The sequence below is a fragment of the Vibrio furnissii CIP 102972 genome, assembly GCF_000176175.1.
In the GTDB taxonomy this organism is placed as follows: Bacteria; Pseudomonadota; Gammaproteobacteria; order Enterobacterales; family Vibrionaceae; genus Vibrio; species Vibrio furnissii.
The window spans coordinates 1,090,682-1,115,555 of record NZ_ACZP01000014.1 but is presented as its reverse complement, the minus strand read 5'-3'; the positions used below and the strand labels follow the sequence as shown (position 1 = coordinate 1,115,555).

Here is a 24,874-nt window from a genome sequence, read left to right as displayed (position 1 = left end):
TTCCCTGCCCGCCCCTCAATTCCCCAAGCCTGTGCAAGCGGCGTGCTACAATACCGATTCCTGCAATCTAACTGTGATGTTTTGAGCAATTTCCTGAATTGATAGTCGCATTTATGTCATTTAGACTCGCGCAATGGACATGCTCATCATTTTCAAACTCTATCTGCTTTCAGGGCTGGCTTTTTTCGCCGCCGCTTTCGCCATATTCTCGCGAAACCTAAAAAACAGCAGCAATCGAATTGCCCAATTACTGCCTATTTTTGCCCTGTTTGGCTTGGTCCACGCCTTTCATATTTGGTCTGAACTTTATTTCGATCTCTATCAACATGAATTCATTCTGACACGCGGCATCGACACCTTTCGTGTGTTAAAACTGGGCTTGTCGTTTCTGCCTTTGGCCTATTTTGCTTGGCGCATGTTGCCTTTGAGTATGTGGTCGCAACGCCAAATCACGCTGATCAAAAAAGCCATCGTCTTGTTTCTGTTCGTGTTTGTGGTCAGTGTGTACTGGCTGCATCATCACTATGCGTATCCGGTGTTTATCCATTACGCCAGCAACCACATTCGTTGGGTGTTGGGGCTGGGCTTTAGCTCATTGGCGGGGCTCGCGGTTTACAGTTATGCCGACCGAGTTGAGTTTGAAGGGTTTGGCTCACCCGGCGCGTTTAAGTTGCTGGGCTTGGCGCTGATTGCCTATGCCTTTAGCACCGGCTTTTTGACCGACGACGCGGCGTTGTGGGTGCAGATCATTCGCTTACTGTGCGGATATGGGATTTTGCTCAGTTTGTGGAATGCGATGCGCGTGTTCGATCAAGAGCACGATCAGCAATTGCAATCCGCGCTGCAGCTCTCGCTGCAAGATGCCAAACTGCGCGAATTGGGCGAACTGACTTCCGCCATCGCCCATGAGATCAAAACGCCTTTGAGCAGTGCGCTGATGAGCTGCGATTTGCTCGAACATCAACTGGCGCACGACAGCAATCACAAACGTCAAATCGACCGCATTCGTTACGGTTTAGGACGCGCGGCGGAGATCAGCCAAGAAGTGCTCAATTACGCGCACCACAAAGCGATCCATCGTCAACCGGTTCGGTTGGCCGAAATCGTCGACCAAGCGCTGTCACTCAATCAATATCGCCTAGAAGGCTTTGATGTATTGGTGAATGTCGACAGCACGTTGAGCGTTTATGGTGATGCAGGCCTGCTCGAAGAAGTGTTCACCAACCTGATTGGCAACAGTGTGGATGCGAGCACAACCCACAAATCGCTGCGTATTCAAGGCTTTCAAAATAAGCTCAATGCCATCCTGACGTTCACCGATTGCGGTGGCGGCATGCCCGATGCGCTGCTCGCCAAAGCGACCCAGCCTTTTTTCACCACCAAGCCCAAAGGCGAAGGGACGGGCATGGGATTGGCACTGTGTAAACAAATTATTTCGCAACACAACGGCGAACTCTTACTGTATAACCATGATAATGGACTGACCGTTGAAGTTCGTATCCCGAGGAAAATGCAATGACGTTACAACTGTTACTCGCAGAAGACGATCCACAGCTACGCGAAGTGCTGGTCGAAGCGCTGACGTTAGAATCGTTCGCTGTCACGGCCTGTGACAACGCCGAAGACGCGCTCGATATCGCAGCTAAACAGCCGTTTGATTTGGCGCTGTTCGACGTCGTGATGGGCGGCATGACGGGCATTGATGCGTTAACGTCGCTGCGTCGCTTGCAGCCAAATATCGGCATCATCATCACCACCGCATTTGCCACTGTCGATATCGCCGTTGATGCGATGAAAAAAGGCGCCGATGAGTTTCTCACCAAACCGTTCAATCTCGCGGCTTTATCGGTCACTCTGAAGCGCGTCCACGCAGAGCACGCACCGAAAGCGGATATTGCCGAAAGCGAGCACGACCAGATCTTCAGCGCGCTGTCGAACCCGATTCGCCGCACGGTGGTCAAACAGCTCAAATTGCATCGTAAAGTGAAGTTTATGGATCTGTGCCGCATGGTTGGCATTGAAGATCACACCAAATTTAACTTCCACCTACGTCAATTGGTGAATAGCGGCTTGGTTGCCAAAGAAGACGGCCGAGTGTACTCACTCACCCCGCAAGGCTTGCAGATCTACGCCAGCTTGCTGAAATAACCCATCCCCGTCGATTGAGTGGTTCGGTGCCCGTGCACCGGACACTTGAATCGCCACCGAGTCAGTGGCCACACGTGAACCAAACGATCCCAACAAACGCCAGATAAAACAGAGCCACGCAGCTCACTTCGAGGTGTAGAAGCATGGTAGCTCGAGGTGTAGAAGCATAGCAGCGTGGCTGTTCGTTTATTTGCTTTTCGGCGTTTGGCGTTTCACCTTCCCCTGAAACTGTTTAATGCTGCTCTTATTGTTGGTACGGCGGTTGGCCTTTTTATCACGTGGCGCGCGTTTGCTCTCACCTGTTGACGGTTTGTCCGTCACAGGAAAACCTGCTAAATCCTGCACGGGTAATGCACGTTGAGTGAGATGACGAATCGCGTTCAGTGCGTCCATTTCACCATGACAGACCAACGACATCGCCACACCTTGCTCGCCTGCGCGGGCGGTACGCCCCACTCGGTGAACGTATGTTTCAGCATGCATGGGCAGTTCAAAATTGATCACAACCGGCAGCTGTTCAATGTGAATGCCACGCGCTAACAGATCCGTGGCGATCAATACGTTGACCTGACCGGATTTAAATTGAGCCAGCGCTTCTTCTCGCTCATCTTGACTCTTATTCCCATGCAGCGCAGTGGTCGACACCCCCGCTTTATTGAGCTTTTTCGCTAAGCCATCGGCGTTCTCTTTCGCACCGATAAAGACCAACACTCGCGTCCAAGCATTTTGTTGGATAAGTTCAATCAACGCTTTGGTTTTACTACCTTTATTGACTAAAAACAGCGTTTCAGTGATGTCTTGATTGGTGCTATTTTCTTGATGCGCGGCCACCTGTTTGGGTGCGTGCATCAACTGCTTCGCTTTTTCCTTCAACGCTTCAGAAAAGGTCGCTGAGAACATTGCCGTTTGGCGCTGATTGGCGGTTTGCATCGCGATGTTTTGTACATCCGGCCAAAAGCCCATGTCTAGCAAACGGTCCGCTTCATCCAATATGAGGGTATGAATATGGCTCAGATCCAAACCGTGATTCACCAGATCAACCAAACGACCAGTCGTCGCGACAAGAATATGAGGATTTGTCGCGAGCGCCTGCTGCTGCTGCGCTTTATCAACGCCGCCACACAAACACACGGCGTTGAGTTCAAGCGCTTGACCAACTTGGTTGATCGCTTCACTCACTTGGATTGCCAGCTCTCGCGTTGGCACAAGGACCAGCGCTTTTTGCTGAGGATTTGCGTGGAGTTTGTCTAACAACGGCAAAGCATAAGCGAGCGTTTTGCCGCTGCCAGTATTCGCCAGTGCTAACACATCTTTGCCAGCTAATAACTCTGGAATCGCTAACGCTTGAATATCGGTCGGCTGCTTGACGTCTTTTGGCAGTGCGTGAATCAGCTCAGAACTCAATGAGAGAGTAGAAAATGGCATTGGCGACACCTTGTGCTTTGGGTTGAAGAGGCAATTGAAACAATAAAAATGCGGGAAAACGCAGGCGCGGACTTTACCACAATCTATGGGGTGAACCATCCTATTTTAGGCGCTGAAAGCAGCGGCGCCGATGCAATGCGTCAGAAAGCAAAACAGCGCAGTGCCGAAATGCTGCGCTTTCAAGTAGGTTTTACATTGTAAATCGTGCCTTGGGGTAGAAAGCGCACTTCAAAGGTTTCTCTCAGTCGCGAACACCAAACCATCTCGCAAGCCGTTGATCTTTGCGCTGCAATGCGTCGCATTTTATGCACCATGTTGTCGTTGCTATCAAAGTTTCAATCGCCTAAATCACAATCTATTTGACTCATTTCCAGTCATCACGCAACGTTAATCGTGTCAGCAACCGCTGATGCCCTCCCCGACTGACTATTGCCGTTTAACGATCTCATCAAGGAAGCACGATGTATAAAGGAAAGATCACTGAGTTGTTAGGATCCGAGTTTCCGATCATTCAAGCTCCGATGGCAGGCGTGCAAGATAGCACGTTAGCCATCGCGGTGTGTGACGCCGGTGGCTTGGGATCGCTGCCTTGCGGCATGCTGAGCGCAGATAAAATCGAAAGCGAAATCAAGACGATGCAGGCGGCAACCGACAAAGCGTTCAACCTCAATTTTTTCTGCCATGCTATGCCGCCACACGATGCCGAGCAACAGGGCGTGTGGCGCGAGACGCTACGCCCCTACTTTGACGAACTCGGTAGCGCGCCCGAACATCACCGTGGCGGCGCCAGCCGTTTACCGTTTAGCCATGACATCGCCGATGCCATTGAGCCGTTCCACCCTCGCGTGATCAGCTTTCACTTTGGGTTGCCAAGCCCTGAATTAGTGACGCGCGTGAAATCGTGGGGCTGCGCAGTGTTGTCTTCGGCCACCACATTGCAAGAGGCGTTGTGGCTAGAAGCACATGGCGCGGATGCCATTATCGCGCAGGGTATTGAAGCGGGCGGCCATCGCGGTATGTTTTTAACCGATGACGTCACCACCCAGCTTGGCACCTTGGCGTTGGTGCCACAAATTGCCCACAACGTGCGGATTCCGGTCATCGCGTCTGGTGGCATTGCCGATGGCCGAGGGATCAAAGCAGCGCTGACACTGGGCGCTGAAGCGGTGCAACTGGGCACAGCGTATCTGCTGTGCAGTGAAGCCAAGACGTCCCCACTCCATCGCCAAGCGATTGCCACACCTCGCGCTGAGCACACCGCCTTAACCAATCTGTTTTCCGGACGACCAGCACGTGGCATTGTCAACCGAGCCATGCGCGACTTGGGCTACCTATCTGCACTGGCACCGCAGTTTCCTTATGCTTCAGCCGAGATGTCGGCGCTGCGTGCGTTGGCCGAACCTCACGGCCGTGACGATTTCTCACCGCTGTGGTGTGGTCAGAACACCTCAGGCTGCGTTGCGATCTCTGCCGCCGAACTGACGTTGTTGCTGGCCAGTGAAAGCGGCATGTGCCCCCTCCAATAGCGCGCTACACCGCCTCTCGCGATGAGGCATTGCACCTGTTTGCCTCATCGCCATCACACATCATTTACAAAACAACGCACTATTTACAAAACAACGCACTGTAACGCCATGTGGACGTTCACCCCATCTGTTGCCTTAGTCATTCTTATAACAATCAATTGCATACTCAACAAAGAGCTATGCTATCGTTACGCCACTTCATGGATGACGCCATCGTCATCACCCAAAACACAATCTATTTAGAGGAAACTATGCACTTCAATCCATGGTTCGCGTCTGCTATCGCGATGCTGAGCATCAGCTCTGCCGCCATCGCTCAGACCGAGGACACTCCGCGCACGAAAGAAAAATCCAACGGCACCATTTACGTCGGCGCTGGGCTGGGCGTATACAACAATGCAGAGATCGAATATGGCAGTTTGTCGACCAACGAAACCGGGGATTTCGGTGATTTTGGTTATAACCTGCTCGCTGGTTATGAATTTAACACCCACAAAGTGGTGAAATTGGGGGTCGAACTTGAGTACCGCCATTTCGGTGAAGTGAATTTTGCCGACCAACTTGACGTGGAAGGCGATGCATTTTTCATCAATGTGCGTCCAAAATTCATCGTTTCATATGATCACGCCGATCTGTACGTCGCGCTCATTGCCGGTTTGGGTACCATCGATCTGGATGCAACCGCCACGCAGTACGGTGTTTCAGCCTCAAAATCAGAAGCTGCGTTCCAATACGGCGCTGAATTTGGCGTGTTATTGAACGAACATGTGGATCTGCACGTGGGTTATCGCGCGGCACAAGTCGATGTCGAAGACTTTGACGTCACATTAAGCACCGGTTACGCCGGCATCCGTTACCACTTTTAATCACGTGGACCGACTTGGCGCGCAGCAAACGAACACCGAAAAATGAGCACATCACGCGCGCCAACCGATAACTTGAGGTTTATTTATATTTATCTCACTGATAAATAATAACAATTCATAAAAAAACTGCCGTTAACCTGCCAAAATCAGCCCATCTTTGAAGCTTTGAGAACACCCTTCCAATTTCACGCCTCAATCTAATGTTTCAGCATACGCCCTGCATAAAAAGGGGCATTACTATGCAGCGTTTGCCCACGGGATCACGCAATCACCCGAGGCAATTCAATCACATAAAAGGAGGTATCATGAAAACATTAGGTTTGGCGATGGCCGTGAGCGCACTGTCGCGGTCAATGCGCATGCATCAGAATGGGGATATGAGGGCGAACATGGCCCGGCGCATTGGGGGAACGTGTCGTCCGTGTGCGCCGCTGGGGTCAACCAAAGCCCCATCAATATCAAGCAAACGGTCAGCGCCAAACTGGCCCCTTTAACGGTGCATTATGCCGGTACGGTCACTGCGTTAACCAACAATGGACACACCTTGCAGGCCAGTGTCAGTGGCGATAACACGCTGACCGTGGATGGCAAAACGTTCACGTTACAGCAGTTCCATTTCCACACGCCGTCTGAAAACCTCATCAACACGCATCAATACCCAATGGAAGCACATTTTGTGAATGCGGACGCACAAGGCAACTTGGCAGTGTTGGCGGTGATGTTTGAAGTGGGTGAAGCGAATACGGCACTGAATCAACTGACGGCGACATTGCCGAAACCGGGTCAATCACAGCCGCTGAGCGCGACGTTCTCGGTGGGCGAACTATTGCCACAAACAGTTGATTATTATCGATTTAATGGCTCGTTAACTACGCCGCCATGCACTGAAGGGGTTCGTTGGTTGGTGCTGAAACAGCCGCAAGTTTTGTCGGCTCAGCAAGAGGCAGTGCTGACCACCCACATGGGCCACAATAACCGCCCAATTCAGCCGCATCATGCTCGAGTGATATTAAGCAAATAGTTGCTGGTAAAAAATCTAAAATAATCCAAAAATATGAATAACCTCGTGAATAAAAACACGGGGTTAATTTTTATTACGTTTAAATAATCACCAATTTAATAAAAAACAAATAAAAAAACCACTCTAGACAACGGGTCTAGAGTGGGATTCTGGTAAATCAAAAAATTAGCTTTTATTTGGGTTCATATTGCCAACACATAATAACTCGAGCCGATGGGGTCGCGTCCTTGTGAAGAGCTATGTTTGTGTTGCGATACAAACTTGCTTTTTAATCTATCCCCAAAATTTCTGAAAAACAAATAAATATAACCGTCAAAAATGAAATGATAATTTTCAGCTTATTAGGCTTCAAACCTTTCGAATGATGGGTGTATATTTTTTCGGACTCACGAGAAGGTTGTTTTCTCGGGTTACCATTATTCTGTGAATTATATTTATCATCGGCAATTTAAATCTGTGAATTTTAATTATCGGAATATTTTAAATTCAACAAAATAACGGTTTTTGTGAATTTTAATTATCAATTTGAAGTGTAATTTTAATTAACAAGGTGGTTTATGGAAGCAAGTATTACCAGCAATGCCATTATGGTGGCAGGCAAGCGGATACTGTGTGCTCAAGCAGCCTTAGGGTTGTTATTCATCGGATTTGAGTACGTGCGATACGGCACATTAAGCGCAGAATCTGCGTTTGTGGGTGTCGTGATCGCGGTGGTCCCGTCCTTGATCGGAATGTTACTGGCATCCATTAAATCGAAGTTCAAACCTACGGAGAGTTTGCGCGACTTAATGAACTTAAGCCGCAATATCAAAGTGATATACACCATCCTGATGTTTGTATTGACCTTTCGATTCATGGCTCTACGCAACATTGTGGTCTTGCTGGCGTTCTGTGTCACGATGCTTGGGCATTTTTTCACACCGATGTTCAAAGACAAGGCCGAAAGGAAAGCATAGATGGAGAAGGTTCAATCTGCTCATGATTACATTGAGCACCACCTGACCTTTCTTACCTCTGGCGAGGGTTGGTCGGGCATCAATATCGATTCCATGATCGTGGTTTGGGTGATGGGTCTCGCCTTCATTCTGGCGTTCCGCTTTGCGGTTAGCAAAGGAACTAAAGAAGTACCGGGTCGTTTCCAATGTTTAATCGAATTAATCTTTGAATTCGTGGACAACATGGTGAGTGAGATTTTTCTGGCCAAAGACAAGTTGATTGGTCCTCTCGCTCTGACGATATTTGTTTGGGTTCTGCTGATGAATGCGATCGATTTATTGCCTGTCGATTTAGTTCCAGCAGTCACACGAATGATGGGAATTAGTCACTTTAGAGACCTACCGTCAGCCGACGTAAATATTACGATGTCGATGGCTTTGGGTGTATTCGTTTTAGTGATCTTCTATACGTTAAAAAACAAAGGTCTGAAAGGGTTTATTAAAGAGTTAACTACGCAACCTTTTTCTCATCCTTTGTTATATCCAGTTAACTTTGTGTTAGAACTGGTAACGTTAATTTCAAAACCTATCTCACTAGGTTTGCGATTATTCGGCAACATGTACGCAGGGGAAATGATATTTATTCTGATTGCATTGATGCCATGGTGGATGCAATGGGCACTGAGTGTTCCATGGGCATTATTCCATATTTTAATCGTCGTTCTTCAGGCCTTCATATTCATGGTTTTGACCGTTGTTTATTTGGCGATGGCTGTTGAAGAAAGCCACTAATTTATTTCTTAATTTATTTAATTTTAACTTGTTGATTCAATTCTAGGAGTTGTTATGGATATCGTTAGCGCAGTTCTCTATGTAGCCGGTGCACTATTGATTGGTTTGGGTGCCGCGGGTGCAGCCGCAGGTATCGGTAACCTGGCAGGTAAATATCTGGAAGGTGTCGCGCGTCAACCTGACTTGACCCCAATGCTTCGTACCCAGTTCTTCATCATGATGGGTCTTGTGGATGCGGTACCAATGATTGGTGTCGGTATCGGTCTATACATCATCTTCGCCGTAGCGTAATTCGAAATTAATCGTCAAAAACACGTTATGAATGTGAGGGTGCTATGAATATCAATGCCACTATGCTCGGCCAAGCGATTTCGTTCGTGATCTTCGCGTGGCTCTGCATGAAATACGTATGGCCACCACTCGTCAAACTACTGGATGAGCGCCGCGCCGAAATTGCTGAAGGTCTGGCTCAGAAAGACAAAGCCGCAAAAGAACTTGAGCTGGCGAAAGCCAACGGCGCCACAGTGATTGCCGAAGCGCGCGAAAAAGCGCAGGCCATCATCGCGCAAGGTCAGCAGCGTCAGGACCAATTGGTCGCTGAAGCGGTGGAACTCGCCAGACAAGAAAAAGACCGCATCATTGCGGAGGGCAAGGCGGAAATCGACAACGAACGTAACCGTCTGCGTCAGGAACTGAAAGCGGAAATGGCTGACTTGGTTATAGAAAGTGCCAGCAAGCTGATTAGCCGTAATCTCGACAGCACTGCGAATCGCGATCTTGTGAACCGATTCATCAGTGAAATGTAGGAGGACGCATGTCTGACTTAACTGTCGTCGCTCAACCTTACGCCAAAGCCGCGTTTGATTTCGCCAAAGAAACCGACGCGCTGGACGAATGGCAGCAAATGCTGTCCATCGCCGAGATGATTCTGACTCAACCTAACACCATCCTGATCCTCAATGAGATGGATGATGATAGCTCTGAACAGCCGCTGCTGGAGATGATGCTACAAGTGGGTGGTGAGTTTATGAGCCAATACTTTCAAAACTTTCTGAAAGTGATGGCAGAGAATCATCGGCTCAAAGCGATGAGCGAAGTCCTGAGCCAGTTCCGTGATTATGTGGCGGAACTCCAACAAACCATGAATGTGACAGTGTGTACGGCCGAGCCGTTGGATGATGAGCAAGCGCTACAGCTGACTCAAGCATTAACACAGCGATTTGGTAAAACCATCACGCTGGAACAACAACTGGATCCATCCCTGGTAGGTGGTGTGGTGATTAAAGCCGGCCAAACCGTGTTTGATGGCAGCGTCATCTCAAATATCGGCCGCCTCTCGACCAACCTACATGTGTAATGGGGTAAAGAAATGCAATTAAATTCAAACGAAATCAGTGAATTAATCAGACAGCGTATCGTCAACTTCGATCTAGAAAGCGAAGCACGTAACGAAGGTTCTATTGTCTCTGTAAGCGACGGTATCATCACCATTCACGGCCTGTCTGACGTGATGCAAGGTGAAATGCTGGAACTGCCAGATAACCGCTTTGCACTGGCGCTTAACCTTGAACGTCACTCAGTTGGCGCGGTGGTCATGGGCCCCTATGCGGACCTATGCGAAGGCATGAAAGTCAAAGGCACCGGCCGCATTCTGGAAGTGCCTGTGGGTAACGGCCTGCTGGGTCGCGTGGTGAACACACTGGGTCAACCCATCGATGGTAAAGGTGCGGTCACATTCGATCGCATGGAACCGGTTGAAGTGATTGCACCGGGTGTAATTGACCGTAAATCGGTCGACCAACCGATTCAAACGGGCTACAAAGCCGTGGACTCCATGGTGCCAATCGGCCGTGGTCAGCGCGAACTGATCATCGGTGACCGCCAAACAGGTAAAACCGCGATGGCCATTGACGCCATCATCAACCAGAAATCTCTGGGCGTAAAATGTATCTACGTGGCGATTGGCCAAAAAGCCTCCACCATTGCCAACGTGGTTCGTAAACTTGACGAGCACAACGCGTTAGACAACACCATCATCGTGGTGGCTTCTGCTTCTGAAGCGGCGGCGCTGCAATACCTGGCACCTTACGCCGGTTGTACCATGGGCGAATACTTCCGTGACCGTGGTGAAGATGCACTGATCGTTTACGATGACTTGTCTAAACAAGCGGTCGCTTACCGTCAAATCTCCCTGCTGCTGAAACGCCCACCAGGCCGTGAAGCATTCCCTGGCGACGTGTTCTACCTCCACTCTCGTCTGCTCGAACGTGCAGCACGCGTGAACGAAGCATACGTAGAACGTGCTACAAACGGTGAAGTGAAAGGCAAAACCGGTTCATTGACTGCGCTGCCTATCATCGAAACCCAAGCGGGTGACGTGTCAGCGTTCGTACCAACCAACGTCATTTCGATTACGGATGGTCAGATCTTCCTGCAAACCCAACTGTTCAACTCCGGCCTACGCCCAGCGGTTGACCCAGGTATCTCGGTATCTCGTGTGGGTGGTGCTGCGCAAACTAAAGTCATCAAAAAACTGTCTGGTGGTATTCGTACTGCACTGGCGCAGTACCGTGAACTGGCCGCGTTTGCTCAATTCTCTTCCGACTTGGATGAAACCACACGTCGTCAACTTGACCACGGTGAAAAAGTGACTGAGCTGATGAAGCAGAAACAGTACTCACCGATGAGTGTGGCAGAGCAAGCCGTAGTGATTTTCTCAGCAGAGAAAGGTTTCCTGACCAACATCGCGCTACATGACATCGCTAAGTTTGAAGACGATTTGCTGTCTTACGCTCGCTCGAATGCGGCTGAACTACTGCAAACCATCAATACGACCGGTGACTACAACAACGAGATTGAAAGTCAGTTGTTTGCGCTGATGGAAGCGTTCATGGCACTGCAATAAGGGTATTGCATCACTCAGTAGGAGGCCTTTATGGCAAATACGAAAGAGATCCGCACCAAGATTGCCAGTGTTCAGAATACCCAGAAGATCACCAGCGCGATGCAGATGGTGGCCGCGAGTAAAATGCGCAAGGTACAGGACAACATGGAAGCATCGCGTCCTTATGCCATCAACATGCGCAAAGTGATCGGCCACGTATCATCCGGCACGCTGGAGTACAGCCATCCGTTCCTGCAAGAGCGGGAAATCAAACGTGTGGCGTACATCATCATCTCTTCAGACCGCGGCTTGTGCGGCGGTTTGAACTCCAACCTGTTCAAACAGGTGCTGACTGAGATGCAGGATTGGCGCGCCAAAGGCGTGGAAGTGGATACCACCTTGATCGGTTCAAAAGCCATTGGCTTTTTCCAATCGATGGGTAAATCCATCGCACAGACTTCCGGTCTGGGCGACAAGCCAAAACTGGAAGATATGCTGGGTACCGTGAACGCCATGATGGAGCACTACTCCGAAGGCAAAATCGATCGTTTGTATATGGTGTTCAACCAGTTTGTGAACACCATGGTGCAAAAACCAAACGTACTGCAACTGCTGCCATTTCCGAAAGAGGATATTGAGCGCGATAAACACAGTCGTTGGGATTACATCTACGAACAATCACCTCGAGACATCCTTGACCATTTGATTCACCGTTACGTGGAATCGCTGGTGTATCAGGGTGTGGTTGAGACTATCGCCTGTGAACAGGCCGCGCGTATGGTGGCCATGAAAGCTGCGACAGATAACGCGGGCCAACTGATTGAGAACCTGCAACTGGTGTACAACAAAGCGCGTCAAGCTGCGATTACCCAAGAGCTGAGCGAAATTGTTGCAGGCGCCCAGGCGGTTTAGAGAGAAATTTGAGGTTTTTATTATGAGTATTGGCAAAATCGTCAAAGTGATTGGCGCGGTTGTTGATGTGGAGTTCGAGCAGAATCAAGGCCCGAAAGTCTACGACGCGCTGAAAGTGGTTGGCGGCAACTCGTCACTGGTACTGGAAGTTCAGCAACAAATGGGCGGCGGTATCGTACGTTGTATCGCCATGGGTTCATCAGACGGCTTGAAACGTGGCATTCAGTGTGAAACCACTGGCGGCCCAATCACCGTGCCTGTTGGCGAAAAAACACTTGGCCGTATCATGAACGTGCTGGGTGACCCAATCGACGAATGTGGTCCGATTGGTGAAGAAACAAAATACGGCATTCACCGCGCTGCACCAAGCTACGAAGAACAAGCCAACAGCACTGCCCTGCTGGAAACCGGCATCAAAGTCATCGACTTGATCTGCCCGTTCTCTAAAGGCGGTAAAATCGGTCTGTTCGGTGGTGCAGGTGTGGGTAAAACCGTCAACATGATGGAACTCATCAACAACATCGCGAAAGCGCACTCTGGTTTGTCTGTGTTTACCGGTGTGGGTGAACGAACCCGTGAAGGGAACGACTTCTACTACGAAATGAAAGAAGCTGGCGTTCTGGACAAAGTGGCCATGGTGTACGGCCAAATGAACGAGCCACCGGGCAACCGTCTGCGTGTGGCGCTGACCGGTTTGACCATCGCGGAACGTTTCCGTGATGAAGGCCGTGACGTACTGCTGTTCGTCGATAACATCTACCGTTACACCTTGGCGGGTACCGAAGTATCAGCGCTGCTAGGTCGTATGCCTTCTGCAGTAGGTTACCAACCCACCTTGGCGGAAGAGATGGGCGTCCTGCAAGAACGCATCACCTCAACCAAGAGCGGTTCGATCACGTCTATCCAAGCGGTATACGTTCCTGCGGATGACTTGACCGACCCATCACCAGCCACCACCTTCGCGCACTTGGATGCGACCGTTGTACTGTCACGTAACATCGCAGCACTTGGTTTGTACCCAGCGATTGACCCATTGGATTCCACCTCACGTCAGTTGGATCCACAAATTGTGGGCCAAGAGCACTACGATGTGGCTCAACGCGTGCAGATGACGCTGCAACGCTACAAAGAGCTAAAAGACATCATCGCGATTCTGGGTATGGATGAGCTGTCTGAAGAAGACAAACGTCTGGTGTCTCGTGCACGTAAAGTGGAACGTTTCCTCACTCAGCCTTACCACGTGGCGGAAGTGTTTACCGGTCAATCCGGCGTGTTTGTACCGCTAAAAGACACCATTACTGGTTTCAAAGCGTTGCTGGATGGCCAGTACGACGATATCCCAGAACAAGCATTCTTGTACTGCGGCACGATCGAACAAGTACTTGAAAAAGCCAAAACAGTTTAATTGGCAGGAGGCAACATGGCGATAGCTGTTACACAAAACACGTTTCAACTGAACGTAGTGAGTGCCGAAGGCACGTTGTACTCTGGCCCAGCCCATGGCCTGGCCATCGCCGGTGCTGACGGTGAGCTCGGCATTCGTCCGGGCCACTCTCCGCTGATCAGTAAGATCAAACCGGGCGTGGCACGTATTGTCGGTGACTTGCACAAACCAGAAGAGATTATTTATGTCTCCGGTGGTTTGGTGGAAGTCCAACCGGATGCCGTGACCGTTCTGGCCGATACCGCATTGCACGGGAAAGACATCGACCGCGCACGTGCTGAATCAGCACGCAAAGCCGCAGAAGAGAATATTCGTCACCACGGTGATGATATCAGCTTCGCGCAAGCGCAGATTGAACTGACCAAAGCGCTGGCACAGCTACGCGCCGTTGAACTGGCAATGCAGACACGACGCTAAGCGAAACGCTGGAAGCCAACTGAAAAGGCACGCGCACTTCGAATCATCGAGTGACGTGCCTTTTTTATTACCCGCTATTCTGACTACGCCGCAACATCAAACCAGCCGCGCGTGCGGTTCACAAACCACACCAGTGAGAGCATCACCGGCACTTCCACCAACACACCAACCACCGTCGCCAGCGCAGCTCCCGAATGCAAGCCAAATAGCGATACCGCCACGGCCACCGCTAATTCAAAGAAATTCGAGGTACCAATCATGCAGGCAGGCGCCGCCACATTGTGAGGCAGCTTCATGCGTTTGGCCGCCCAATACGCAATCGCAAAAATAGCGTAGGTTTGGATCAGCAGCGGAATGGCAATCAGCACAATGGCTTCCGGACGCGCCAAAATCGTCGGTGCCTGCAAACCAAACAGCAGCACCACTGTGGCCAACAAGCCAACAATCGACCACGGTTTCATGGTGGCAAGGAACTGATTCAAGCGAGCGTGATCGCCGCCTTTTTCGAGTTGACGACGCACAATCGCCCCAGCCACCAGCGGGATCAAGACATACAGCACCACTGATAACAGCAAGGTATTCCATGGCACGGTGATGTCCGTGACGCCCAGCAAGAACCCCGCGATCGGCGCGAACGCAAAAATCATAATGATGTCGTTAATGGACACCTGCACCAAGGTGTAGTTGGCATCCCCTTTGGTCAGTTGGCTCCATACAAACACCATCGCCGTACACGGCGCGACGCCCAGTAGAATCATCCCCGCGATGTATTCGCTGGCGGTTTGCGGGTCGACCCAATCAGCAAACAGCCCTTTGAAGAACAACCACCCTAAAAACGCCATGGTGAACGGCTTGATCAGCCAGTTGATGACCAGCGTCAGCACCAAACCTTTGGGTTTCTTGCCCACATCCTTTAAAGATGAGAAATCAATCTGCACCATCATCGGAAAAATCATCAACCAAATCAGCACCGCCATCACAATGTTCACGTGCGCCCATTCCACACTGGCAAGGGTCGCAAACGCTTGTGGCGCCACGCTGCCCAATCCAATCCCGCCCAAAATGGCGAGCCCAACCCACACGGTGAGATACCGTTCAAACAATCCCATTTTATCCTCCAAACCCCTTGATGTTGGCGGTGAAACCACGCCAAAAGACGTTCACAGCCATCGCAATCACGGCCCTACTTTAACGCCGATCAAAATATATGGAAAGCCATATATATGAGAATTCATATATTTAAAATCCACCATTCGTGCGAGCGATAAATGCTGCATGTAAAACGACTCGATGCGGGTCCGAAGACATTTGAGCGATGCCCATAAACTGTGAGCCTCCACTGATCTTGAGCATTTAAGCGCATGAAATGCCTCATCGCGTTTGAATTGCGACGATGTATCTATAAATTAGATTGAAATAGCCCTACTCATCGAAAAATATAATTATGGAACTGAAACGCCTTCAATACTTCGTTGCGCTCGCGGCCAATGGCAATTTCACCAAAACCGCCGATCAGCTCAACATTGCCCAATCGGCGCTGAGCGTCAGCATGCAAAAGTTAGAAAAAGAGATTGGCCTGAAACTGATTAACCGCACCAATCGCCAGATTCAGCTCACATCCGATGGCATGCGATTGTTATTCCATGCGCGACGCATTTTGGAAGATGTCGCCTTAGCCGAAATTGAAATGGACGAACTCAAAGGGCTCGAACGCGGCAAAATCGACTTTGGGGTCTCGGCGATGCTCGGATCCTACTTTTTCCCCGAAGCATTAGCAGCGTTTACGGAAACCTACCCCAACATTCGCATCCATATTCAAGAACATGGCACGGCGACACTGGAAAAAATGCTGCTAGAGGGTGCGTTGGATCTGGCGTTTGTTCGAACCGACCAACCTCTCGAACAACTTCGCTATGTGGCGCTGTGCCCGGAAGAAATCGTCGCCTGCGTGAATAAAAGTCACCCCTTTGCGCAGCGTTCCGAAGTGTCGCTGGAGCAATTTTGTCAGCAGCCGCTGATCCTGTTTCGGGATGGTTATTTATTGCGAGAAGCGATCAGTCGTTATTGCAGAAATAACAACATCACGCCCGATATCCGCTATGAAACCAACCTGATTGAATTGGTGAAAGCGTTATTGAAAAAAGACATCGGCATTAGCACCTGCCTGCGACGCATTATTCACGACAATGAACCCTTGGTGTGCGTGCCGTTTAATCCGCCAATCAAAGTTGAATTTGGCATCGGCTGGAAAAGCAGTCATTACCTCTCCAACGCCGCGCGCGCTTTCCTAAAATTCATGGAAGATTGGCACAAGACGAATCATCATCAAACCCACCTTCAAGACACCAAACTTTCTTGAAGCCGCTCGCACGGGATTCTGGCGAGCTTGCTGTCATCAACCAACACAAAAAACAGCCCCTCGGTGAAGCACACAGAGGGGCTGTTGTTCATTTCGTGGCGCCTGCACGTTAATCCGTGCGAGCATTCAGCACTTGCCGACCTTTGAGTTGATTGAGCGCCGCAATCATCGCAATCCCGATCGTTGCGGCGATATTGATCATATCGCTATCGAGCAAGGCCAATGCCAACGCGCCGATAAACAACATCGCTCGCGCCCAGACGGACAAGGGATGAAATAAGCGACCTTCAATGCTACCCGCAAAGGACACAATGAGCGCCAACGTATAAACCACCGAGAGAACGAACGGTACCAACGCGAACTCATGCATCCAGATCAGTGACCCATGAGCCATCATGATGGGAATTAAGAAGAAGCCTTGCGCCAGTTTCATGGTGTTCTTCATTCTCATCCTCACATTTTTTTATCGGTATTGTTCCTCAAAAAAGCTTTTACACAGCATTAACAACTCTAACAAACCGAATATCTGCTTTTGAGAGACCAACAAATAAATGTCGATGAAAAAAAGCTGCAAACAGGCAGTTTCAATATCAATCGATGATGAAACACATCGATTTCATTAATAAATGGTGAGTAAACGACGTATTCATCCTCAACATTGCCATTTATCATCAATTAAATAGATTGAAAGTATATTTTCGATATATTGATTATATGACAACAATTCAGTTACCTTTTCATAACAGCAACCGCAACAAGAAAGCAGCGTGCTTACCCCAATTGCCTGCACGGCTGAAAGCTCATTCCAGCACAAGGCGAACACGGAACCCCTCTTGACATGAAAGGATAGGAATCACTCTATGAGACTGGAAACAAAAGACGCCGAAGTGACCGCACAACACGCATTCACCGTACAACCGCACCCAACCAATCCACGCCTGCAAGTGGTAACACTGGCACGCAGCTTATTGGAAAAGTTTAATGACCTGACGTGTGAGTGGGATCTTCAATCGATCGAATACAAACCGTTTCTTCGCTTTGCAGTCGCCGATGCGCTCGACAAAGCGTCGGATTACCAACTGGGTTCGCAGCTCAAGCGCATCATTGATGACCGTGACCAAGGGGCGTTTCTGCTGGAAGCCGACAAAGACGTGCAAGCAGAATTTGAAGATACCGAAACGCAACGCCGTTATTTCGTCAAACTCTCGACCGCCATTTCGCACCTGATTGGTTTACCTAACTTCGATGCGATGTACGGCAAGTATTACGCGCGATTCACGGTGAAGAACGTCGACAACAGCGACAGCTATTTACGCCAAGCACATCGCCGAATGGAACTGCACAACGACGGCACGTACGTCAATGAACGTACTGATTTTGTCCTCATGATGAAAATGCATGAAAGCCACATGGAAGGCGGCGATTCGCTCCTCCTGCACCTCGACGACTGGCAAGACTTGGGCAAGTTCTACAACCATCCGATGGCGAAACAAGACATCACGTGGGGCGCGCCGCCAAGCAAAAACACGGGCTATGACATTGCGCACCCCGTCTTTTTTGAAGAGGATGCCGACGGCAAACCGCACATGCTGTTCATCGACCAATTTGCCAAGCCGAAAAATGTGCGTGAAGGCTTGTACCTGTATGAAATGGGCGAATCACTTGAGCACGATCCCGCATGTTTTAATGTGCGCGTGAACGTCGGTTCGATGCTGGTGATCCATAACCATCGCTGGCTGCATGGGCGAGACAAATTTGTGCCGCATCCAGAACTAAGCCGCGAATTACTTCGCCAACGCGGTTATTTCTCGCGCTAATCAACCGCCTCAAGCAGCACACAGGCTCATACCGAGCCTGTTCAAACCCAACGATAATTATCAGCCCGTGGTCCGACACGGGCCAAGCTATTTGGAGATTTGTACATGGAGCAGTCGTACGACTATGTCATTGTTGGCGGTGGCATTGTAGGGATATCCACCGCGTGGCAACTCAAACAACGTCATCCCCACGCGCGTGTTCTGGTGGTCGAAAAAGAATATGACGTGTCCATGCATCAGACTGGGCACAACAGCGGCGTGATTCATGCGGGGGTTTATTATCAACCCGGCAGTCGGAAAGCACGCTTTTGCCGCGAAGGGGTCGAAAAGACGATTCAATTCTGTCAAAAACACCACATTCCGTATGAACAGTGTGGGAAGTTGCTGGTTTCCACCAATCCGGTGGAATATCAACGCATGCAAGCACTCTATGAACGCTGCGCGCAGAACGGCATTGAAGCGGAGCTGTTGAGCGAAGCACAACTGCGTCAACGTGAGCCCAACATCACCGGCAACGGCGCGATTTATGTCAAATCGACCGCGATCGTCAATTACCGCTTGGTGACACAAAAAATGGCCGATGAATACACCGCCATTGGGGGCGAATTGAGCTTAAAAACCGAAGTGCTCGATATCGAAGAAACTCCCGAGCAGATCATGCTTCGCTGCCAAATCGGCAACCAATCTCACACCTTCCGCACGCAATTTTTAATCAGTTGCGCAGGCTTGATGGCCGATCGCATCACGCGCATGCTCAACATCGATACCGATTTTCAGATCGTGCCCTATCGCGGCGAATATTACCGTTTACCAGAGAAACACAACCGCATCGTCAATCACCTGATCTACCCGATTCCCGATCCAGACCTGCCGTTTCTTGGCGTGCATTTAACACGTATGATTGATGGTAGCGTCACGGTCGGGCCCAATGCAGTGCAAGGCTGGAAGCGAGAAGGTTACGGCAAAATTAACCTGTCGCTGCGGGATATCAAAGACATGCTCACCTTCCCCGGATTTTGGAAAGTCACCCGCAAGCATCTGAAAACCGGATTGGTTGAAACGTTCAATTCGTGGTGGAAACCGGGCTACCTGAAAATGGTGCAGAAATATTGCCCCTCCTTGAAGGTCAGCGACTTGCAACCTTATCCGGCTGGCATTCGCGCCCAAGCCGTGATGAAAGATGGTTCACTGGTGCATGACTTTCTGTTTGCGGAAAGCCCGCGCTCACTACATGTTTGCAATGCGCCATCGCCCGCTGCAACCTCCGCCATTCCCATCGGCCATTACATTTGCGATAAAGTCGCCGAGAAAACGGGCACTTCATGGTCTGACGCGGCCTAAAATGCGGCTCACATCAAACCTCCGTGAGTTCGAGCAAGCATAAAAAACCCCGCGCAACGTCATGTTGACCGCGGGGTTTTGATGTCGAGGGCAGAAGCGTTCACTGCGTTACTTGAGTGATGCAGTTGCTTCGTTGACGTTGCCCCAATCATCAATATAGGAAAACGTGAGGTTGTCGCCTGCGGTTAACCCATGAGTTGGCGGCAACAACACGTCGGCTTGCGAAAATGGCGACACCATGATGCCGGGCAGCACCAACCCATGTTCAAAAACAAATTGGCTGTAAGTCACAAAGAAGGGCGAGCGGTTGTCGATCGTCATGTGCTGACGTTGCAGCGAAAACGCTTGGTCGTCAGTGAGTGAGGCGAGTTTACTTTTCAGCGCCGGCGGACGATAGAACACTTTCATTTGCGTGCGCATCGTCAGTTGCAAGCGAAACGCCATCTCCTTTTCCGAGGGCGGCACTTCATAGATATTCAGCCAGAATAACTGCTCGCGATCGTGAACCGCCAACGGCGCTTGATTGACGTTGATGATTCGCAGAGGCTTCTCTTCCCCCGGCGCCAAATGAAAGACTGGCGGAATGGTGATCAACGGCGATTGAGCATCTGACGGCGTCGATTGCGGGCTGCCGTCATCAATCCATGTTTGGACGATGACGGGATAAGCGTTGAGATTGGCCAACTGCAACGATTGCTCTTTCTTGCTGCTGTTAAACACAACCCGCGATGTTTCAGCCGTCACGCCCGCATGCGCAGGCAGGGTAAACAGCAAGCCTTGCAACAAGGTGAGGCTACTGAACGCGAATAAAAACTTGAGCTTGTGCATAGACTTTCCCTGGGGTCGCCGTTTGACCCGGTAACGCTTCCAAAATGGCCGAAAAACTCTCTTGATAACTATCTGCCACATCGTCTGTTGCCACTTGTGTTCCGTTGAGTTTGTACCAACCGTCGGCATTGCCCCCGGTCATGACGTTGGCGTCGCTCAACCAATTTAAGGTTGTACCCTCACGCTCTAAACGAATCCCCACCCCCGTTGCCACGTTGCTGTCCACGCCATATTGGTTGCTCAATAGGTACGTTAAGCCTGACCCCGTAGTCGTCAACCCTTCAGCCAGCGCCGCCGAATAACTACCACTGCTGACTTGAAAACCAACGGCGTTCTGCCCCGCGCTCACGCCAGCGGTATAACCCGATTGACACTGATACGTAATGTCGATGTTGGAGGTTCGCGAACCGCCGTTGTTGATCTCTTCGGTGGAAATCGTCGGAAACAGCACAGTGGGCGTCACACTGTTGAAGCGACACGCTTTGGAGCGGCGAATCGCGACATTGGAATAAAGGTTAATAATACCGGGCCAATAGAGATACCAACCCGGATAAGAAGTTTGGCTGTCTGCGCCATCCGCCGGATAAGAGATCCCCGGCCCGCCAAATGCAATATAACCAGCCGGTCCCGCATGAGGATACGACCCGGTGGTCGTGACACCGCGCACTTTACCGATGCGATAGAGCTCAATCGTGACACTGGTGAAGTTCTTCGCTTTCACCAATAAATTACCGGAAGCGTCCGTATCGAGATCCGTTAACGTACGATATTGCCAATTCTTCTTAAAATATTCGCCAGTTTCATTATTGGTGATTCGAATGACCATATTTTGAATGTAGGTTGCATAAGCATAATCAAGGCCATATTCAGCACCATCATTGTAATACCCCCCCCAATAATCATCACCATTGGTGGCATATATTTCGTACAACTGGCCCGCACTGTCAGCCGTGCAAGAGAATAAAACCTGCTCTGGGTCATAGCCATTTTTTTGCCCATATTGCACAAAATCCACCACCGAAGACGCCAACAAGGTGCCGTTGGGCTGGAAATTTTCATCGGTAATATTGATTGTACTCGGCAAGTTCAACGGGCCATTATTGGCATCATAAGCACCACCCCAAACGCCATAACTGCCATATTCATCCGTTGCTTGCGTCTTGGAAATGCGCGTACAACTGGCCGCGTTGCTGTCTTCAACCACGGCCAAAAACAGCAAGATAAACGCACAGATCGAATAATAGACATGTTTGCTTCCCATCTATTCACCTCCTACCTTGATATACGATTCCACCCCAAACCTTTGCACGTCGTTTTTGTTTTGAAACGCCAATTTCAGGTCAGAAAATTTATTGACGATGATCCAATGGCGGTTGCGATAACCAACTAACTGGGTCGTTGAAAATCCGTAATCCAACAATCGTTCCAGTTGGGCGCTGGCATTCGTCAGCTCATCAAAAACACCTGCGACCACCCAATATTGACCGCGCATCCCTGTTGATGTGGCAGCCGGTGTCACTGCTGGTAATGGAGCCAGCGAAGCCGCTGGCGCCATCACCGTCAGCGTGTCAGAGGCGCTGGTTTGTGGCTCTTTCTCTTGGGGATCAGCCATTTGTGGGTCGTTCAGGGGAGATGTTTCCGCCTCACAACGCACGTCTTGATACAGAATGCTGGCAGGTTCAATGTCGCGAATGTCGTAATCAAAGCGACAGCTTTTCGCTTTACCCCATGTCACCTGTAGCGTGCCCTGCAACTGTTCAACACGAACATAGGCTTGCATCGCTTGCCCGACCATGCCCAGGCTTTGCCCGGACGGGCTGGAAACGTCTGCCCCCATGGGGATCTCCTGCTCGCCGTCGACCGTAAAGAGCACCGCTTGGCCGTAACGCGTTTGATAAGTCACTTTGACCGCCGAACCCGCATATGGCGCGACTTGTTTCTCACTGGTCAAAATTTCCACTTGCTCACTGCCACTGGCGCCAAGTGTCACTTTGTTGTAGCGATACGGCGTCAAAGAAGGCACCAACGCATAACCGTGACTATCGACTTGCGTCCCTTGTGAGTTACGCACTTCGGTTCCTTCGGCACCTTCCGCCTCGACGATCGCAAACGTCTCTCCGAGCGTGTGGCCCGCCGTCACACCGCCGCTGTGCAGCACCAAGGCGCCGCGAGCACTGGCACCAAACTGGCGATAGCGATCCGAATGGCTGTAGCTCGCGCCCAGCTGCACTTTCGACAATCGTTTCTGGCCAGAAATGGCTAGGTTTGTGTCATCTGTACTTTCATCGTGAGATGCAGAAATCCCGTAGCTCAGTGTCGCGTCGTCATCCAGCACGCCAGAAGCGCCCATGTAATACGAGCTGCCAGAACTCTGGCTATGCGTATAACCGGCGTTGATATTTGGCGCGTTGCGTTCATGTGCAGCCCCCAACGGAAACGACAAGTTCAGCGAGACAATGTCCTCTTTCTCACGACCTAAACTCTCTCCCGAAAAGGGGTCAATGCCACGGCTCATGTACTGGCGCGCATATGTCACCCCATAGTTCACACGGCCCAGTCGGCTTGAAAACCCCATTTGGAACTGATCGTTGTCCTTTCGATTGTCGCGATATTGGATCTTAGAGCCAGACAAATACAGAACGCCTCCGGTGCCGAAGTTCTGGTTCATGGTCAGGGTAAACTGACGACTCTGGTTAAACGACGTCGACGTGTACGTTGTATTGTCGGTGTCTAAAGCCATTAGCCCGAGGTGGTCCGTCAATTCACGATACCCTTCGGTTGAATAGCGATACCCTGCCAGCGTGACTGACGTCCCGCTGCCAAATGAACGGCTATAGTTCAACCCCAAACGCCAACCTTGTTCCGTGCTTTCGTTGGGCGTGTCGCTATGCGAAAACACCACGTTGGAACCAAATGCCCCCAGTGATGAGCCATACACGCCGCCCAACGACATCGCCAAATAGTGATCCGAAAGGCGCACTGCGGTGTTGCCGGTAATGGTGTTGCTGATACCCCGTTCCAGCGTTAAATCCGCAAACAGCTTCTCGACTTGTGTGTCGTCCGTTCGGCCGACCGAAATGTCGTAACGAAGCAGATCAGGGCGCAATGACCCGGGGACCGCGTTAAATGGAATCTGAAAATGACTGCTCGATCCATCCGCTTCGATCACTTCGACATCTAAGTCGCCTTCGTAACTTGTAGGATACAAGTCACTGATGCTGAAAGGGCCTCTTGGCACTGTGGTTTGGTAAATATCGCGACCGTTCTGACGAACAATCACTTTCGCCGTTGAGTTAGCAACCCCATTGACCACCGGCGCATAACCACGCTGAGATTCCGGCAACATGCGACTGTCGGATTTAAACTGCAACCCCACAAATCCGATGCTGCCTAGGAATGTGCCACTGGTGTAACTTTCCCCGACAATCACTTCGCCATTCAAACGCGACACCGGACGAGAGAGATAAGTACGAATCGAGTTGAACTGCTCTTTCGTTTGCCCTGAATTATTGGCGCGCTGATAGTTGGAGATATTTCGTAGGTGCCACAACCCTAAATTTAACCCGCTGCTCAGCCCCAGATATTGGGAATCGGAACGAAATTCCTGGCCATTGCTATGGTTGGAATTGGCATGGTAATAGTTGTAGGTGTAGTTGCTAAAAAAGACCGGTTCACCCGCATCCCATTGCGATGAATCCACATAACCACGTGGATGTCGAACCAAATAAGCTTGGGGAATGCCTAAGTTCAGCCTCAATTTGGCGATATCAATGTGTTCCGTGACACCTTCGATCTGCACGCCGCTTTCACAATTGGCGCTTTGCGACTGACGCACGACGTCAGGCAATACGCCAGCCTGTTGATAAAACTCACCGCTTAAACACGCGTTGAGGGCATGCTCGCTCTCATCACTCACATATAGATACACATCATGGCTGCCATAAAATGAGGCGTTGATGTACACGTCGAGCTGATAAACACCCGGCTCCGCCTGAGGGCCATTACTGATTTTTTTCAGCAATTCACTGTTATAACCATCCCCAAGCAACAGGTTTTCATCAAAGAAATACGTTTCAGCCGCCACGCAGTGAATCGGAGTCAGCACCCAGAATGTTATAGCAGCCTTGATGATCAAATGACTTGTCAATTTTTTCATAAT

At 50.3% G+C, this 24,874-nt stretch carries 24 protein-coding genes; 18 read left to right on the top strand and 6 right to left on the bottom strand.

All coding sequences use genetic code 11. The annotated features are described in order from the left end of the window. Window positions 1-133 precede the first annotated feature (133 nt). Together VFA_RS15230 and VFA_RS15225 are read left to right on the top strand one after the other, a co-directional pair. Window positions 134-1,519, top strand: a complete 1,386-nt coding sequence (locus VFA_RS15230; protein ID WP_004727748.1) for a sensor histidine kinase — start codon at window positions 134-136, stop codon at window positions 1,517-1,519. After that, window positions 1,516-2,148, top strand: a complete 633-nt coding sequence (locus VFA_RS15225; RefSeq protein WP_004727747.1) for a response regulator — start codon at window positions 1,516-1,518, stop codon at window positions 2,146-2,148. Before VFA_RS15230 ends, VFA_RS15225 begins: the two co-directional genes overlap by 4 nt. 186 nt (window positions 2,149-2,334) lie before the next feature. Here VFA_RS15225 and VFA_RS15220 read toward each other — a convergent pair whose 3' ends face one another. After that, window positions 2,335-3,573: a DEAD/DEAH box helicase gene (locus tag VFA_RS15220; RefSeq protein ID WP_004727746.1), complete on the bottom strand. Its 1,239-nt coding sequence runs from the start codon at window positions 3,571-3,573 to the stop codon at window positions 2,335-2,337. Between the two features lie 12 nt (window positions 3,574-3,585). Here VFA_RS15220 and VFA_RS23830 point away from each other — a divergent pair, with 12 nt between their 5' ends. The 13 genes from VFA_RS23830 to VFA_RS15160 all read left to right on the top strand — a co-directional run bounded on the left by VFA_RS23830 (window position 3,586) and on the right by VFA_RS15160 (window position 14,370). Beyond that, entirely contained in the window at window positions 3,586-3,774 is a 189-nt protein-coding gene (locus VFA_RS23830; protein ID WP_140209455.1) for a hypothetical protein, read from the top strand. Between the two features lie 260 nt (window positions 3,775-4,034). Next, a complete protein-coding gene (locus VFA_RS15215; RefSeq protein WP_004727744.1) occupies window positions 4,035-5,099 on the top strand; it encodes an NAD(P)H-dependent flavin oxidoreductase in 1,065 nt (354 codons plus the stop codon). 251 nt (window positions 5,100-5,350) lie between these two features. Further along, window positions 5,351-5,965 carry an outer membrane beta-barrel protein gene (locus VFA_RS15210; protein WP_004727743.1) on the top strand — a complete coding sequence of 205 codons (615 nt, stop codon included), beginning with the start codon at window positions 5,351-5,353 and terminating at the stop codon, window positions 5,963-5,965. A 313-nt stretch (window positions 5,966-6,278) separates the two neighbouring features. Continuing rightward, the gene (locus VFA_RS15205; RefSeq protein WP_038151915.1) at window positions 6,279-6,986 is read left to right on the top strand and encodes a carbonic anhydrase; all 708 of its coding nucleotides are present in this window, start codon (window positions 6,279-6,281) and stop codon (window positions 6,984-6,986) included. A gap of 557 nt (window positions 6,987-7,543) precedes the next feature. Beyond that, the gene (locus tag VFA_RS15200; RefSeq protein ID WP_004727741.1) at window positions 7,544-7,942 is read left to right on the top strand and encodes a hypothetical protein; all 399 of its coding nucleotides are present in this window, start codon (window positions 7,544-7,546) and stop codon (window positions 7,940-7,942) included. Continuing rightward, entirely contained in the window at window positions 7,943-8,713 is a 771-nt protein-coding gene (atpB, locus tag VFA_RS15195; RefSeq protein ID WP_004727740.1) for a F0F1 ATP synthase subunit A, read from the top strand. 54 nt (window positions 8,714-8,767) lie between these two features. Further along, window positions 8,768-9,004, top strand: a complete 237-nt coding sequence (gene atpE, locus VFA_RS15190) for a F0F1 ATP synthase subunit C (RefSeq protein WP_004727739.1) — start codon at window positions 8,768-8,770, stop codon at window positions 9,002-9,004. A gap of 44 nt (window positions 9,005-9,048) precedes the next feature. Further along, complete coding sequence (locus VFA_RS15185; RefSeq protein ID WP_038151913.1) at window positions 9,049-9,519, top strand: F0F1 ATP synthase subunit B; 471 nt, start codon at window positions 9,049-9,051, stop codon at window positions 9,517-9,519. An 8-nt stretch (window positions 9,520-9,527) separates the two neighbouring features. Next, window positions 9,528-10,070 (top strand): F0F1 ATP synthase subunit delta, encoded by a 543-nt coding sequence (locus tag VFA_RS15180; RefSeq protein WP_004727737.1) that lies wholly within the window; start codon window positions 9,528-9,530, stop codon window positions 10,068-10,070. Window positions 10,071-10,082: 12 nt separating this feature from the next. Continuing rightward, window positions 10,083-11,618, top strand: coding sequence for a F0F1 ATP synthase subunit alpha (gene atpA / locus VFA_RS15175; RefSeq protein ID WP_004727736.1), 1,536 nt, complete (start codon window positions 10,083-10,085; stop codon window positions 11,616-11,618). 30 nt (window positions 11,619-11,648) lie between these two features. Then, window positions 11,649-12,509 carry a F0F1 ATP synthase subunit gamma gene (gene atpG / locus VFA_RS15170; RefSeq protein ID WP_004727735.1) on the top strand — a complete coding sequence of 287 codons (861 nt, stop codon included), beginning with the start codon at window positions 11,649-11,651 and terminating at the stop codon, window positions 12,507-12,509. A 22-nt stretch (window positions 12,510-12,531) separates the two neighbouring features. Further along, a complete protein-coding gene (gene atpD / locus VFA_RS15165; RefSeq protein ID WP_004727734.1) occupies window positions 12,532-13,914 on the top strand; it encodes a F0F1 ATP synthase subunit beta in 1,383 nt (460 codons plus the stop codon). Between the two features lie 15 nt (window positions 13,915-13,929). Then, on the top strand, window positions 13,930-14,370 hold the full coding sequence (locus VFA_RS15160) for a F0F1 ATP synthase subunit epsilon (RefSeq protein ID WP_004727733.1): 441 nt from the start codon (window positions 13,930-13,932) through the stop codon (window positions 14,368-14,370). 83 nt (window positions 14,371-14,453) lie between these two features. Here VFA_RS15160 and arsB read toward each other — a convergent pair whose 3' ends face one another. Continuing rightward, window positions 14,454-15,479, bottom strand: a complete 1,026-nt coding sequence (gene arsB, locus VFA_RS15155; RefSeq protein WP_004727732.1) for an ACR3 family arsenite efflux transporter — start codon at window positions 15,477-15,479, stop codon at window positions 14,454-14,456. Window positions 15,480-15,814: 335 nt separating this feature from the next. Here arsB and VFA_RS15150 point away from each other — a divergent pair, with 335 nt between their 5' ends. Beyond that, on the top strand, window positions 15,815-16,729 hold the full coding sequence (locus tag VFA_RS15150) for a LysR family transcriptional regulator (protein ID WP_004727731.1): 915 nt from the start codon (window positions 15,815-15,817) through the stop codon (window positions 16,727-16,729). A gap of 109 nt (window positions 16,730-16,838) precedes the next feature. On the opposite strand, the gene VFA_RS15145 is transcribed toward VFA_RS15150, so the two are convergent. Next, window positions 16,839-17,174, bottom strand: coding sequence for a hypothetical protein (locus tag VFA_RS15145; RefSeq protein WP_004727729.1), 336 nt, complete (start codon window positions 17,172-17,174; stop codon window positions 16,839-16,841). Window positions 17,175-17,589: 415 nt separating this feature from the next. Between VFA_RS15145 and glaH the strand changes: the two genes are divergently transcribed. Together glaH and lhgO are read left to right on the top strand one after the other, a co-directional pair. Further along, window positions 17,590-18,546: a glutarate dioxygenase GlaH gene (gene glaH / locus VFA_RS15140; protein WP_004727728.1), complete on the top strand. Its 957-nt coding sequence runs from the start codon at window positions 17,590-17,592 to the stop codon at window positions 18,544-18,546. Window positions 18,547-18,651: 105 nt separating this feature from the next. Further along, complete coding sequence (gene lhgO, locus VFA_RS15135; RefSeq protein WP_004727727.1) at window positions 18,652-19,887, top strand: L-2-hydroxyglutarate oxidase; 1,236 nt, start codon at window positions 18,652-18,654, stop codon at window positions 19,885-19,887. Between the two features lie 108 nt (window positions 19,888-19,995). On the opposite strand, the gene VFA_RS15130 is transcribed toward lhgO, so the two are convergent. From VFA_RS15130 to VFA_RS15120, 3 genes are read right to left on the bottom strand one after another with little or no spacing between them, the layout of a single operon-like run. Next, the gene (locus VFA_RS15130; RefSeq protein WP_004727726.1) at window positions 19,996-20,715 is read right to left on the bottom strand and encodes a fimbrial biogenesis chaperone; all 720 of its coding nucleotides are present in this window, start codon (window positions 20,713-20,715) and stop codon (window positions 19,996-19,998) included. Continuing rightward, window positions 20,681-21,976 carry a fimbrial protein gene (locus tag VFA_RS15125; RefSeq protein ID WP_004727725.1) on the bottom strand — a complete coding sequence of 432 codons (1,296 nt, stop codon included), beginning with the start codon at window positions 21,974-21,976 and terminating at the stop codon, window positions 20,681-20,683. Before VFA_RS15125 ends, VFA_RS15130 begins: the two co-directional genes overlap by 35 nt. Beyond that, window positions 21,977-24,871, bottom strand: a complete 2,895-nt coding sequence (locus VFA_RS15120; protein ID WP_004727724.1) for a fimbria/pilus outer membrane usher protein — start codon at window positions 24,869-24,871, stop codon at window positions 21,977-21,979. Window positions 24,872-24,874: the final 3 nt, after the last annotated feature.